General features: G+C 42.5%; 13 protein-coding genes and 7 tRNA genes. 17 read left to right on the forward strand and 3 right to left on the reverse strand.

Features of this window, described 5'->3' with window-relative positions:
* Positions 1–14 precede the first annotated feature (14 nt).
* Positions 15–149: a cortex morphogenetic protein CmpA gene (cmpA, locus tag NSQ72_RS02630; protein ID WP_008346893.1), complete on the reverse strand. Its 135-nt coding sequence runs from the start codon at positions 147–149 to the stop codon at positions 15–17.
* 99 nt (positions 150–248) lie between these two features.
* Between cmpA and NSQ72_RS02635 the strand changes: the two genes are divergently transcribed.
* The 16 genes from NSQ72_RS02635 to NSQ72_RS02710 all read left to right on the forward strand — a co-directional run bounded on the left by NSQ72_RS02635 (position 249) and on the right by NSQ72_RS02710 (position 10,462).
* Positions 249–722, forward strand: a complete 474-nt coding sequence (locus NSQ72_RS02635; RefSeq protein ID WP_341083213.1) for a SprT family protein — start codon at positions 249–251, stop codon at positions 720–722.
* Positions 723–922: 200 nt separating this feature from the next.
* Positions 923–1,900 (forward strand): thiamine pyrophosphate-dependent dehydrogenase E1 component subunit alpha, encoded by a 978-nt coding sequence (locus NSQ72_RS02640; protein ID WP_341083214.1) that lies wholly within the window; start codon positions 923–925, stop codon positions 1,898–1,900.
* Between the two features lie 20 nt (positions 1,901–1,920).
* Positions 1,921–2,958 (forward strand): alpha-ketoacid dehydrogenase subunit beta, encoded by a 1,038-nt coding sequence (locus NSQ72_RS02645; RefSeq protein WP_008346887.1) that lies wholly within the window; start codon positions 1,921–1,923, stop codon positions 2,956–2,958.
* Between the two features lie 17 nt (positions 2,959–2,975).
* Entirely contained in the window at positions 2,976–4,115 is a 1,140-nt protein-coding gene (locus NSQ72_RS02650) for a dihydrolipoamide acetyltransferase family protein (RefSeq protein WP_341083215.1), read from the forward strand.
* Positions 4,116–4,133: 18 nt separating this feature from the next.
* Positions 4,134–5,513, forward strand: a complete 1,380-nt coding sequence (gene lpdA / locus NSQ72_RS02655; protein WP_341085006.1) for a dihydrolipoyl dehydrogenase — start codon at positions 4,134–4,136, stop codon at positions 5,511–5,513.
* A gap of 103 nt (positions 5,514–5,616) precedes the next feature.
* On the forward strand, positions 5,617–7,464 hold the full coding sequence (locus NSQ72_RS02660) for a sigma-54-dependent Fis family transcriptional regulator (protein ID WP_341083216.1): 1,848 nt from the start codon (positions 5,617–5,619) through the stop codon (positions 7,462–7,464).
* Positions 7,465–7,687: 223 nt separating this feature from the next.
* Positions 7,688–7,762 (forward strand) — tRNA-Asn (locus tag NSQ72_RS02665).
* A gap of 4 nt (positions 7,763–7,766) precedes the next feature.
* Positions 7,767–7,857: transfer RNA gene (locus tag NSQ72_RS02670), tRNA-Ser, on the forward strand.
* A 9-nt stretch (positions 7,858–7,866) separates the two neighbouring features.
* Positions 7,867–7,938 (forward strand) — tRNA-Glu (locus tag NSQ72_RS02675).
* A gap of 20 nt (positions 7,939–7,958) precedes the next feature.
* Positions 7,959–8,033, forward strand: a tRNA-Gln gene (locus NSQ72_RS02680).
* 31 nt (positions 8,034–8,064) lie between these two features.
* Positions 8,065–8,140, forward strand: a tRNA-Lys gene (locus NSQ72_RS02685).
* A gap of 7 nt (positions 8,141–8,147) precedes the next feature.
* Positions 8,148–8,230 (forward strand) — tRNA-Leu (locus NSQ72_RS02690).
* A 48-nt stretch (positions 8,231–8,278) separates the two neighbouring features.
* A tRNA-Leu gene (locus NSQ72_RS02695) sits at positions 8,279–8,362 on the forward strand.
* A 161-nt stretch (positions 8,363–8,523) separates the two neighbouring features.
* Positions 8,524–9,318: an alpha/beta fold hydrolase gene (locus tag NSQ72_RS02700; protein ID WP_341083217.1), complete on the forward strand. Its 795-nt coding sequence runs from the start codon at positions 8,524–8,526 to the stop codon at positions 9,316–9,318.
* A gap of 262 nt (positions 9,319–9,580) precedes the next feature.
* On the forward strand, positions 9,581–9,784 hold the full coding sequence (gene cspC, locus NSQ72_RS02705; RefSeq protein ID WP_008346765.1) for a cold shock protein CspC: 204 nt from the start codon (positions 9,581–9,583) through the stop codon (positions 9,782–9,784).
* Positions 9,785–10,078: 294 nt separating this feature from the next.
* Complete coding sequence (locus NSQ72_RS02710) at positions 10,079–10,462, forward strand: hypothetical protein (RefSeq protein WP_341083218.1); 384 nt, start codon at positions 10,079–10,081, stop codon at positions 10,460–10,462.
* A gap of 121 nt (positions 10,463–10,583) precedes the next feature.
* Here the strand turns inward: NSQ72_RS02710 and NSQ72_RS02715 are convergent, their stop codons facing one another.
* Positions 10,584–11,633 carry an NAD(P)-dependent alcohol dehydrogenase gene (locus tag NSQ72_RS02715; protein ID WP_041089237.1) on the reverse strand — a complete coding sequence of 350 codons (1,050 nt, stop codon included), beginning with the start codon at positions 11,631–11,633 and terminating at the stop codon, positions 10,584–10,586.
* 208 nt (positions 11,634–11,841) lie between these two features.
* On the opposite strand from NSQ72_RS02715, the gene NSQ72_RS02720 reads away from it, so the two are divergent.
* Positions 11,842–12,243, forward strand: coding sequence for a MerR family transcriptional regulator (locus tag NSQ72_RS02720; protein ID WP_039176745.1), 402 nt, complete (start codon positions 11,842–11,844; stop codon positions 12,241–12,243).
* 42 nt (positions 12,244–12,285) lie between these two features.
* Here the strand turns inward: NSQ72_RS02720 and bglS are convergent, their stop codons facing one another.
* Positions 12,286–13,014, reverse strand: coding sequence for a beta-glucanase (gene bglS, locus NSQ72_RS02725; protein WP_341083219.1), 729 nt, complete (start codon positions 13,012–13,014; stop codon positions 12,286–12,288).
* Positions 13,015–13,184 lie beyond the last annotated feature (170 nt).

Consider the following 13,184-nt stretch of genomic DNA (forward strand, 5'->3'; position numbering starts at 1 on the left):
AAACGAGGCGCACCTTAGGATGGGGTGTGCCTTGATGTGACTGAATGTTTTTTTCTATAAAAGTACCAGCATTGATTCAGCAATTTGATTTGATAATGATTTTTCTCATAAAATGCCTTCTGCATCTGATTTTTCAGCCAGTTGGGCATCGCCCATTCCTCCTTTGATCGAAACAGTGGGTGTATCTTCAATGTATGCATAGGGGAAATTGTCCCGTTCGAGGTTTTTATAGAAAGGAACGATCTTGATTGAACGAGAGAGAGTTACAGCAGTTAACAGAGCACATTTCCCAGCAGTTCTTTGGCAAGACATTCCGCCATCAGGCTGTTTTTAATGACCGGTTAAAAACGACAGGCGGGCGATATTTACTTGGTACACACAATATTGAACTGAACCGCCGATACCTAGAGGAGCATGGACGAGAAGAATTAATCGGGATCATCAAGCATGAGCTTTGTCATTATCATCTACATCTTGAGGGAAAGGGCTATCAGCATCGCGACCGTGATTTTAAAGAGTTATTAAAACAAGTAGAAGCCCCGCGTTTTTGTACACCGCTTAAGACTGTACAAAAGAAGCGACGTGCGGGGAAACGCCATGAATACATTTGCACAGGATGCGGCCGGTCTTTTATCAGGAAAAGACGGTTTGATACCTCTCGTTATGTATGCGGCGTCTGCAAAGGGAAATTAAAGTGGCAGTGTACAACCGATTCATTGTGATAAGCATTCCTCTAAGGGGGTGCTTTTTTTATTCGATTAGATGTGTGGACATATGGAGACAAAAAGAGACGCATGTCTCATTTTGTCTCTTTTTTCATCGGTGTGATTCGGTCAAAGCCTAAATGTTCATGTATCTTCATGTTGGCACGATTTTTGCTTGTATAGTAGTGCAAGCAAAAAAGGATAGGAGGTTTTACCAAATGGAAAAGGCATTGACTAAAGAAAAAGCCGTATGGATGTATCAAAAAATGCAGGAAATCCGCCAATTTGAAGATCGAGTACACGCGCTTTTTACAAAAGGAATCTTGCCGGGGTTTGTCCATCTTTATGCTGGCGAAGAAGCTGTTGCCGTAGGAGTCTGTGCACATCTGAATGAAAAAGACAGTATTACAAGTACCCACCGCGGCCACGGCCATTGTATAGCGAAGGGCTGTGATCTAAAAGGAATGATGGCAGAAATCTATGGAAAAGCCACAGGTCTTTGTAAAGGCAAAGGCGGATCCATGCACATTGCAGATTTTGATAAAGGAATGCTTGGTGCCAACGGAATTGTTGGAGGCGGCTTTCCTCTTGCGTGCGGGGCAGCCCTCACAGCCAAATATAAAAAGACAGAAAATGTAAGCGTTTGCTTTTTTGGAGATGGTGCAAACAATCAAGGGACTTTCCACGAAGGAATCAATCTCGCGGCCATCTGGAAACTGCCCGTCATTTTCATCGCAGAAAACAATGGGTACGGAGAAGCGACACCATTTTCCTATGCTTCAAGCTGCAAATCAATCGTCGATCGAGCGGCCGGTTATGACATTCCTGGGATTCAAGTAGACGGAAAAGATGTGATGGCCGTTTATCAAGCCGCAGAACAAGCAATTGAACGAGCGAAAAATGGAGAAGGTCCGACATTGATTGAATGCATGACATATCGGAATTATGGCCATTTCGAAGGAGATGCCCAACGTTACAAAACCAATCAAGAAAAAACAGAACATCAAGAAGAGAGAGATGCGATCACTCTTTTTAAAAATGAATTGATCAAGCAGCAGCTGCTGACGAATGGAGAGCTATCAAATATTGAAACGACTGTAACAGAAGCGATAGATGAAGCCGTTCAATTCAGTGAAGAAAGTGAATATCCAGATCAGACCGAATTATTGACCGACGTGTATGTTTCGTATCAATAAATCAGAAGGAGGAGAGGAAAATGACAAGAGAAATCAGCATGTCTAGTGCATTGAATGAAGCGATTAAACTTGCCATGAGAAGAGACGAGGATGTCATTTTAATGGGGGAAGATGTTGCTGGAGGCGCTCATGTAGATCACTTACAGGATGATGAAGCATGGGGCGGTGTGCTCGGTGTAACGAAAGGAATCGTTCAGGAGTTTGGACGTGAGCGAGTCCTTGACACACCGATTAGTGAAGCTGGCTATGTAGGTGCGGCCATGGCAGCTGCTTCCACAGGGCTAAGGCCAATTGCAGAACTCATGTTTAATGATTTTATCGGCACTTGTCTGGATCAAGTGCTGAATCAAGGGGCTAAATTTCGATACATGTTTGGCGGAAAAGCAGAGGTGCCAATCACGATCAGAACGACACATGGAGCGGGTTTTAGAGCAGCTGCTCAGCATTCGCAAAGCTTGTATGCGCTATTTACAAGCATCCCTGGATTGAAAGTGGTGGTGCCTTCTTCACCATACGATGCCAAAGGATTGCTACTAGCAGCCATCGAGGATCAGGACCCTGTCATCTTTTTTGAAGACAAAACGCTTTACAATATCACAGGAGATGTTCCGGAGCGATATTACACGTTGCCGCTTGGCAAAGCAGATGTGAAAAGAGAAGGATCAGATGTGACCATTTTTGCAGTAGGCAAACAAGTTCATACAGCACTCGAAGCAGCAGAGCAATTAGCTGCGCAAGGAATTGAAGCAGAGGTGATTGATCCTAGAAGCTTGTCGCCGCTCGATGAAGAAGCCATTCTGACTTCAGTAGAGAAAACAAATCGGCTTGTCATTGTGGATGAAGCAAATCCAAGATGCGGAATTGCCGCAGATATTTCTTCTCTGGTTGCGGATAAAGGCTTCGATTTACTCGACGCTCCAATCAAAAAAGTGACGGCTCCTCATACACCGGTCCCATTTTCACCACCGCTTGAAGATATCTATTTGCCGACACCTGATAAGGTTGTGAACACTGTCTTAGAGATGGTTGGAAAAAGTCATGACAAGATCTTGAACTAAAGAAAGGAGAGAGGGAGATGGCTGTCGAGGTTGTGATGCCGAAATTGGGCATGTCAATGAAAGAAGGAACGGTATCTGTCTGGAATAAAGAGATCGGAGAGACCGTGAATAAAGGGGAAAGCATTGCAAGCATCAACTCTGAAAAAATTGAAATGGAGATCGAATCACCTGCAGAAGGAACCATATTGGATATAAAAGTGTCTGAGGGAGAAGGTGTACCGCCTGGCACGGTCATCTGCTATATCGGTGAAGGAAATGAACAGGTCGAGGAAAAGAAAGAAAAAGACCTGCCGCCAAAACAAAAGAAAGAGAGAATAAAAATCTCCCCTGTTGCACGTAAGATTGCTCAAAGTGCTAATCTGGATATTCATACATTAGTGGGAACAGGTCCAGATGGGAGAATCACGAAAGCGGATGTGCTTCGAGCACTTCCTGATGAAAAAGAAAAAGAAAAACAACACAATGAACTAACAAAGCATCAGCCAGTCAGCATGATGCGGAAAACCATTGCCTCGCGAATGATGGAAAGCCTGCAAACAAGTGCACAATTAACAATAACGATGAAAGCGGATGTGACAAAACTTACAGCATTACAGTCTGAGTTGAACGAAACAGCTGGAGCACAACACGATATGAAATTAACCATGACCGATTTTGTAGCCAAAGCAGTGATTCTTTCTCTGCAAAAGCACCCTGCAATGAACAGTCAATATCAACATGATAGAGTCGAAACTTTTGAGCATGTACATCTTGGAATCGCTGCTGCTTTAGATCACGGGCTGGCAGTACCTGTTATTCGGCATGCGGAAAAGCTTTCACTTATTGAACTGGCGAAGAGTATCAAATCGTATGGCAAAAAAGCACGTGAAGGCAAACTTCTCCACGATGAAATTGAAGGCTCTACCTTTACAATCACTAACCTAGGTGCCTATGGTGTGGAACATTTTACCCCGATTTTGAATCCGCCGGAAGCAGGTATTCTTGGCGTTGGAAAAGCGGATCACATGCCTGTTTATCAGGGGAATGAATTATGTAAAGGGACGATCCTGCCACTCAGTCTGACATTTGACCATCGCGTGCTGGACGGGGCGCCGGCATCACAATTTTTATCAACTGTTAAAGCCTATTTAGAAAAACCAGTATCCATTCTTTTATAGGAAGAAGGTGAAATGACCATGACGCTAGTCATTATAGGAGGCGGGCCAGCAGGATATGTGGCGGCAATAACAGCCGCCCGTTTTGGTAGAGAGGTTGTATTAATCGACCGAGGCCTGTTAGGAGGTACCTGCCTGAATGAAGGCTGTATCCCAACGAAAGCCCTTTTGCAAAGCGCCGATATGTACGAGCATGTGAAATCAGCTGGTCATTTTGGAATTGAGCTTCCAGAAAATGACCCTATCATTCATTGGGATGCTGTTCAAAAGCGGAAGCGGTCAGTCGTGAAGCAGCTGACTGATGGCGTTCGTTATTTGATGAATAAAAACAAAATCAGCGTGTTAAATGGGAAAGCATCATTTCTTTCAGCACATGAGCTATTGATAGAAAGTGAAGGGAAATCAGACATCATTCAAGCAAGACAAATCATTATTGCTTCAGGATCAGAACCTGCTGCTTTACCTTTCGCCCCATTTGATAGAGAGTGGATCATTGATAGTAAGGATGCGATGACGCTCCCTTCAGTACCAGATTCGCTTTGTATCATTGGCGGAGGAGTGATCGGCTGTGAGTTTGCAAGCATCTTTAGCAGAATGGGATCAAAGGTTGTCATGGTTGAACAGGCAGCACACATTTTACCTGAAGAAGATCACGATACCGCTAACTGTCTTCACGATCAGCTTCAAAAAGCTGGTGTGGAGATTTTGACATCAGCAGCAGTCAAACAGCTTGATGCAATCTCAAAAAAAGTGGTGGTTGAGAAGGAACATGGAGAGCGCTGTGACATCAAGGCCGATCATTGTTTAGTCGCCATTGGCAGAAAGCCGAGGCTGGGAGAGCTGAATCTTGAGCAGGTCGGCATAGAATTTGACAGAAACGGCATCTGCGTCAATGAGCATATGCAAACCAATCTAACGCATATCTATGCGTGCGGTGATGTGACAGGCGGCGTTCAGCTTGCTCATGCTGCTTTTCATGAAGGAACGATTGCGGCATCTCATGCATCAGGTGAAGATGTAAAGGTCAATGAACACGTGATTCCAAGGTGCATCTACACGTCTCCAGAAATCGCGAGTGTCGGTTTAAGTGAAGAGAGTGCTAGAAAACAATTTGGGGAGATTCGGATAGGGAAATTCGCTTTTTCTTCTAATGGAAAAGCACTCATTTTAAATCAGCCAGCAGGTCAAGTAAAGGTCATTGTCGAACCGCAATATCAAGAAATTTTAGGTGTATCAATTATCGGGCCAAATGCAACAGAACTGATTGGACAAGCGGCAGTGATGATGCATACAGAGTTAACAGCTGATACATTAGAGCAGTTTATTGCGGCACATCCGACACTCTCTGAGGCGATACACGAAGCCTTGCTGCAAACAAATGGACGAGCGGTGCACTGCTAATAGAGAAACATTTTATCCGAATGAATTCCTGGGTCAGTCAATAATTGAAAGCGCTTTTATAATTATCTATAATGGATAAAAAGCCCCCAGAGGAGAGGATGGAATGAATCCGACGCCTTGTTATTTAAATACTTGGAAACGTTTTGTTCGTGAAGGTTTACTTGATAGGTCTCGTCTGGATAAGAGAGTGATGGAGTCATGGCGCAGATGTAAACAGGCAAATGTGAACCCGTATTTAGATAAAGGACAGTCGTTATTAGAAAAGGAATTATTCAGTGTTCAAAAAAAGAAGTACTCACTATTCCTAAATGCCGCTCTTCCTTACTTAAATAAAATTAGTCAGCAATTAAAAGAATCGGACATGATGGCCTTACTCATCGATGCAGATGGCTATGTGCTGAGTTTGACAGGAAGTCAAAGGACGCTGGTAGAAGCGAAAAAAATAAATTTTATGGAGGGCGCGCGCTGGACCGAAGCCGATGTGGGGACGAACGCTATTGGAACGGCACTGGTCATTGGGGAAGCTGTAGCGATCAACGGAACTGAGCATTTTTCAATCGCTTCCCACCATTGGAGTTGTTCAGCGGCCCCTATTCGTGACGCAGACGGCACGATCATAGGAGTCATTGATATCTCCTGTATGGCGGATCAAAGGCATCCTTTTATGCTTGGCATGGCTTCAACAGTTGCATATGCCATAGAGAGAGAAATTCAGGTCCAGCAAAAAAGGAAAGAGATGGAGCTGGTCAGTCATTGTCTCCAGCAGGTAGAAGCGGACGAGCCGTATGTTGTCTGTAATGAGAAAAAGCAGATTGTTTTGGCAAGCAAACCGATTAGAGATCGATTTTCAGACTGGTACGGAATGGATGTTGAGCTGCTCATGGCTGATACATTTGTTACACGAGACAAGCGTCTCATTCAGTCAGAACAAGACGGAGAGCTGCTTGGGATGTCTTTTTCTCTTGAAGAAGCAGAGAAGAGAAATATCACCGTTTCTTTTCCTCAATTTCCCGGGGAATCTGGAACAAGTACAGTATTTCAGCAGACACTTAGCGAATTGAAACGAGCGGCACAAACAGATGTAAATGTATATATTTGGGGAGAAACAGGTACAGGGAAAGAACTGGCCGCTCGAGCAATTCACTTAGCTAGTGAAAGACATAAAGGACCGTTTATTGCCGTTAATTGTGGAGCCATACCAGAAAGCCTGTTAGAAAGCGAACTATTTGGTTATGCTGAAGGAGCTTTTACAGGGGCAAAACGTCATGGAGCAAAGGGGAAATTTGAACAGGCTCAGAAAGGAACTCTCTTTTTAGACGAAATTGGCGAAATCCCTTATGCGATGCAAGTGGCGCTTCTTAGGGTCATTGAAGAAAGAAAAGTCGTACCGCTCGGCGGGACACACGAAATCCCTTTGGATATTAGAATCATAACAGCGACACACCGGAATATAAACGAACTGCTGAAGGAAGGAAAAATACGTGAAGATTTGTATTACCGTCTTCATGTCTATCCAATCAACATCCCGCCGCTTAGAGAAAGAAAAGAAGACATTGTTGATTTCTATCGCTATTACCAAAAGAAACACCAATGGAATGCGACATTTCCTGAATCTTTTTTTCGTAAGCTAGAAGCGTACCACTGGCCAGGAAACATACGAGAGCTTTTTAATCTGTTTGAACATATAAGGGTACTATTTCCTAAAGGAGGATGGATTGGTGAATCGCAATATGCGGCGTTATTAGAGGCGATGGATCAGAAAAAGCAGAAGCTGCATCTACCAGAGTATACCGAGAATCCAAAAGAACTCACGCTAAGGGAACGCATTCAAAAGCAAACGGTGATTGAAGCATTGCACAAAACAAAAGGTCATGTGTCAGAAGCAGCGAGGCTGGCAGAGGTGCCAAGAAGCACCTTTTACAAGTGGATGCGAAAGTATAAGCTGTCATAAACTCATAGGGATCACAGCAGCAAGGAGACCTTGGTCTTTCAGTTAGAGGTCGGGGTCTTTCTGTCATGTCTAAACAGAAAACAAAAAGGAAGGAAGAAAGGCTTGACTGTTATATTAGTATATGTTAAATTATAAAAGCCGTCGCTAATGAGACAGGAATGAAACACTTAAAAATTCTTGACACATTTTTCTGGCATAGATATAATGAAACATGTCTTATTATTCCGCAGTAGCTCAGTGGTAGAGCTATCGGCTGTTAACCGATCGGTCGTAGGTTCGAGTCCTACCTGCGGAGCCATAATGGAGAAGTACTCAAGTGGCTGAAGAGGCGCCCCTGCTAAGGGTGTAGGTCGTGTAAGCGGCGCGAGGGTTCAAATCCCTCCTTCTCCGCCATTATTGTATGGCCCGTTGGTCAAGCGGTTAAGACACCGCCCTTTCACGGCGGTAACACGGGTTCGAATCCCGTACGGGTCATGTTTTGTTTTTTGATTCGTTGGGCTATAGCCAAGCGGTAAGGCAACGGACTTTGACTCCGTCATGCGTTGGTTCGAATCCAGCTAGCCCAGCCATTTTATATATATGTTTTTCTGCATAGCAGATGAGCCATTAGCTCAGTTGGTAGAGCATCTGACTTTTAATCAGAGGGTCGAAGGTTCGAGTCCTTCATGGCTCACCATTGTCACGCGGGTGTGGCGGAATTGGCAGACGCGCTAGACTTAGGATCTAGTGTCTTTATGACGTGGGGGTTCAAGTCCCTTCACCCGCATTGTTTTTTCAAACAGTGCACTTATGAATATATGAGCACATCATACACGCGGTCGTGGCGGAATGGCAGACGCGCTAGGTTGAGGGCCTAGTGGGTGAATAACCCGTGGAGGTTCAAGTCCTCTCGGCCGCATCTAAGAAACCAAAGGTTGTAGACCTTTGGTTTTTTTTGTGCTTTCTAATTAGTTTGAACAGTTATATATGATAGTTTACGATGATAACAAGTTTAGTGAAAAAAGAATTTTTCTAAAATTGTGATAAAATATTGAAGAGTAGGAAAGGGGAAATAAAAACATGTCAATTTACCATAAAGTCATTGGAGAAGGGTATCCGATCGTGATATTGCATGGTTGGACTCTTGACCATCAGGTAATGTTACACGCATTGGAACCGGTATTCGAAAAACGAAGCGGTTGGAAGAGAATATACATAGATTTACCAGGTATGGGACGTTCAAAGCCACATCCGTCAATTCAGAACTCTGATGATGTGCTAGAAGCGATATTGTGTCTTTTGGACGAGATTATCCCTGATGAACAGTTTATTGTTTGTGGTTATTCATATGGAGGGTACATAGCCAGAGGTATCGTTCGTTCACGTCAGGAAACCGTTCGTGGATTACTGCTTGTGGCGCCAATGACTATACCAGAATTCAATGAAAGAGTCGTACCAGAGGCGACGGTTTTAAAAAGTGACAGCAGCTTCATATCACAATTGTCTTCAGAGGAGGCAGATGAATTTTGCTCTATGATAGTTGTGCAAGGAAAAATGGAATGGGAGAGGTTTCGAGATGAAATTTTACTTCCTTCTAAACAAACAAATCATGATTTCATCAACAACATTCATCAAAATGGATATGGTTTTACCTTCGATATTTCAACTGATCTTAAGTATCCAACGCTCATTATCACAGGGCGCCAGGACAATGTAGTTGGATACCACGATGCATGGCGGCTCATCGAAGATTATCCAAGAGCCACTTTTGCGGTGCTTGATATGGCTGGTCACAACCTACAAATTGAACAACCCGATATATTTAACTCATTAGTTGATAATTGGTTAAATAGACTTGAGTTGGAAAGTTTTTAGTAAGGTACAACTTATTATAAAAATTCAAGCTTTATGATTAACATGTCTATACCTTAAACCATCATCCCCCTGTCTAATGATTATGTACTTATGTTTCTTCTAATCAACAAATTGCAATTATTACCGATTCATGCTATAATGAAAAGTAATTATTTTTGTTCGGCGTAAAGGATAGTATGAAGATTGACTTTTCGTCTTGAGGGTACTTTGGGCAAGGATAGTATAATACATTGTGTGGTAAACGCACGAGGAGGCAACAATCATGGAACAAGGTACAGTAAAATGGTTTAACGCAGAAAAAGGTTTTGGATTTATCGAACGTGAAGAAGGCGACGATGTATTCGTACATTTCTCAGCTATCCAAGGCGACGGATTCAAATCTTTAGACGAAGGTCAAAAAGTATCATTTGACGTAGAGCAAGGTTCTCGTGGAGCTCAAGCTGCTAACGTTCAAAAAATTGCTTAATCTTCATTCTTTAAAACAGGTTCTCTACGGAGAGCCTGTTTTTTTTGCATGAAAAAACCCTACTCAACGTACAAGTAGGGAGATGGTACAAGGTATTCGTTAAAATTTCATGCTTCAAAGGTTAGTATAGTATAACATACTGGATTGACAATATGCGGAATTTCCATAAATTATTTTATTTTCTTTTTTACCGAATCCAACATTCTGACTGAACGTAAAAAACAGCCTTTGAATATTTAGTTTATTTTGGTATATTTTATTATAAAATGTAAGATCAAATAAGGGGATATCGAAATGCTAAAACGATTCTTATTCATTTTTTCAACGCTCCTCATGGCGATTGCAGTATTGTTCATCGCCGCAAAGGATTCAACTGGGAAGAACACGATTTCGTTAGATGACCCATTACCCTTCATGCTGTCACTAGGGATGGTCGTTTTCTTGTTTATTCCTCCTCTGGTGATGTCGTTTTTTGATCATATTGTGGTTAGATTGATATCTGGAATCTATCAATGTTTTATCGTGTTCTCATTTTTTGTTTTAATCCCTATAGGCTTTTTTATTCCAAACGGGGGAATGACTATTTTGGTTGCAATTTTAGGTTTTTTGGTTAGCTTGTTTAGTATGGTTGTTACATTTATGCGTGGCCATCATAAAGAAAAAGAGATTAACATATAGCTATCCATTAAAAAGCCACGACTCAATAGAGAAGTGGCTTTTAGACGTTTGATCAAAAATCATAGAATTCTCATCGGTCAGCCATAAAGCAACCAAACATCGTCATTTCAAAGAATCTCAATCACAACGTAGCAATATCAATCACAAACCGGTAACGCACATCACTTTTCAGCACACGTTCATACGCTTCATCAACTTGATTCGCGTTGATGACCTCAATTTGTGGTGCGATGTTGTGAGCAGCTGCGAAATCGAGCATTTCTTGTGTTTCTTGGATGCCGCCAACGAGTGAACCAGCAATGCTGCGGCGGCCGGAAATTAATGAAAAGACGTGGAATTGATCCGGCTTAGGCGGTGCACCGACGTTTACCAAGGTTCCATCTACACGAAGTAAGGACAGATAGGCATCCACATTAATGTTGGCAGAAACCGTATTGAGAATGAGGTCATACTGACCAGCTAGTGTCTGAAACGTTTCAGGATCACTTGTAGCAAAATAGTCTTTTGCGCCAAATGATAGTGCTTCTTCTTTTTTATTCAAAGAGCGGCTTAAAACCGTTACTTCAGCGCCAAGTGCGCGTGCGAATTGAATGGCAACATGGCCGAGTCCGCCCATTCCGACGATAGCAACCTTTTTGCCAGGGCCTGCCTTCCAGTGCTTTAATGGAGAATATGTTGTAATGCCAGCACAGAGAAGAGGGCTTGCGGCATCAAGAGGCAGTTGATCAGGAATGCTGACGACAAATCGTTCAGTCACGACAATTTTTTGACTGTAGCCGCCATAAGTCGGTTCCCCGTCATAGTCACGGCTGTTATACGTTTGGACGACTCCTTTTGTGCAATACTGCTCGTCTCCATTTTGACAATATTCACAGGTGCCGCAGGAATCCACAAAGCAGCCAACACCTACACGGTCACCGATCTGAAACTTCGTCACATCATCCCCTACAGCTGCAACGACCCCAGTAATCTCATGACCAGGAACCATTGGGAAAATACCGCCGCCCCATTCATCAAAAGCGCTGTGGATATCTGAATGACAGATCCCGCTAAATTGAATATCAATTAAAATATCATGTGGACGAAGCGCTCTTCGTTCAATGGTCGTCCGTTCAAAATTCGCTTTTGCGTGTGAAACACTTAAAACATTTGATTGGTGCGTCTGGCACATTCTTGATCATCCTTTCAAAAATAAGCTTCGATTCTTTCTTCTATACTGTACTTCTTAAAGTGAACTATAAGTCAACAGAAAACCTTTTGTAATAACGAATTCAACATTCTTGAATCAAGAATTGAGTCAAAAGCATCTTGCTTTCTTTTTCAAAATGGAGATGATGAGGAAAGGGAGATCGGAAGGTAAGAGAAAGAGGGAGGGCACAATGAAAATAGCACAAGCAGCAAAACAGCTCGATTTATCCACTGCGACACTTAGATATTACGAAAATATTGGTTTGATTAGGGAAATCAAACGTGATGATCATGGGATTCGTGATTATACAGAGGATGATCTTCAATGGATTGAATTTATCAAGTGTATGAGAAATGCTGGGCTCTCGATTGATGCGCTTAGAGAATATACAGCCTTATTTTTTGAGGATGATAATCATACGTTATCTTCGCGAAAAAACATTTTGGTCAATGAACGAGAAAGACTCGTCCAAAAACAAAAGGAAATCGAAGAGACCATTAAACGATTGGATTTCAAAATAGAAAGTTATGAAGATATTATCCACAATCATGAGAAAAAACTCGCTCATCAGCTGAAAACTAGTTCAAATTAAACGAAGAAAAACCTGTGACAAGTCACAGGTTTTTTGATAGAGTTATCTTTTTGTGTAACGCACCCAGTTATAATGTGCGTGGAGTGGTGTAACACCGTTGTAGGAACCAAGCCATTCATCGACACCTGCACCATTCCACAGGTTCATCATAATTTTCCCTGGTGTTTGAGGAATTTGTGTGGTGGCGGTATGCTTTAATTGTCCATCGACATACCATTTGATGGAGTTTGGCTGCCAGTCAAATGCATACGTGTGATAAGAGTTTGCTGCATCGAAACCAAGGTTGACGATCTTTTCATGATTTCCTACACCATTGGTATAGTAATTAAACTGTACCTTTGTCGTATCTTTTCCTAGAAATTCAATGTCAATCTCATCCCAAGGCGTGCCATCAGTCGGTCCCGTATAAGTGAAGAAAGAAGAGACGATCCCCACATTTTTGGCGGGCTTCATGTTGACTTCGTATAGCCCATAGCCGTACGTTTGAACGGAGCGGTTTTCTCCGCAGTCAAACTTGTTATAGGCGGGACTTGTGAGCGATAAACGCATTTCACCTGCTGAGGTCATCGACACATTATTTGCACGCCACGTACAGTTAAACATGTTTCCATTCGAGTATCCATCGGCTTTTTGCCATAACCCCGTATTATAGTTATTAAAAGGTTCATAAAACGATCCACCCGTTTGTGCCGAGGCACCCGCAGTAAATGTGGACAAACTCAAGACTAATCCAGTGACAACAAGCAACAACATTCGTTTCATACGGTACATATTCGCATTCTCCTCTCCTTTTATGGAAGCGCTTTCTTTATTGATCATACATGATTCTTTCAAAAGGGAAAATCGGTCTAAATAATGATAAACAGTGTGCATCATTTAATAGAATTGAAAGAAAGATCATAAGTAAAAAATAATGATTGACAATGCGGACAGTTGTCCGT

Origin of the sequence: Bacillus sp. FSL R5-0659 (assembly GCF_038008785.1) — a bacterium.
GTDB classification, from domain to species: domain Bacteria; phylum Bacillota; class Bacilli; order Bacillales; family Bacillaceae; genus Bacillus; species Bacillus safensis.

Bases quoted from the DNA above. Each gene is read 5' to 3' on its own strand.
- cspC (WP_008346765.1), top strand. From the start codon at position 9,581: ATGGAACAAGGTACAGTAAAATGGTTTAACGCAGAAAAAGGTTTTGGA.
- bglS (WP_341083219.1), bottom strand. From the start codon at position 13,014: ATGTACCGTATGAAACGAATGTTGTTGCTTGTTGTCACTGGATTAGTC.
- cmpA (WP_008346893.1), bottom strand. From the start codon at position 149: ATGCCCAACTGGCTGAAAAATCAGATGCAGAAGGCATTTTATGAGAAA.
- NSQ72_RS02645 (WP_008346887.1), top strand. From the start codon at position 1,921: ATGACAAGAGAAATCAGCATGTCTAGTGCATTGAATGAAGCGATTAAA.
- NSQ72_RS02715 (WP_041089237.1), bottom strand. From the start codon at position 11,633: ATGTGCCAGACGCACCAATCAAATGTTTTAAGTGTTTCACACGCAAAA.
- NSQ72_RS02700 (WP_341083217.1), top strand. From the start codon at position 8,524: ATGTCAATTTACCATAAAGTCATTGGAGAAGGGTATCCGATCGTGATA.
- lpdA (WP_341085006.1), top strand. From the start codon at position 4,134: ATGACGCTAGTCATTATAGGAGGCGGGCCAGCAGGATATGTGGCGGCA.
- NSQ72_RS02660 (WP_341083216.1), top strand. From the start codon at position 5,617: ATGAATCCGACGCCTTGTTATTTAAATACTTGGAAACGTTTTGTTCGT.
- NSQ72_RS02640 (WP_341083214.1), top strand. From the start codon at position 923: ATGGAAAAGGCATTGACTAAAGAAAAAGCCGTATGGATGTATCAAAAA.
- NSQ72_RS02720 (WP_039176745.1), top strand. From the start codon at position 11,842: ATGAAAATAGCACAAGCAGCAAAACAGCTCGATTTATCCACTGCGACA.
- NSQ72_RS02710 (WP_341083218.1), top strand. From the start codon at position 10,079: ATGCTAAAACGATTCTTATTCATTTTTTCAACGCTCCTCATGGCGATT.
- NSQ72_RS02650 (WP_341083215.1), top strand. From the start codon at position 2,976: ATGGCTGTCGAGGTTGTGATGCCGAAATTGGGCATGTCAATGAAAGAA.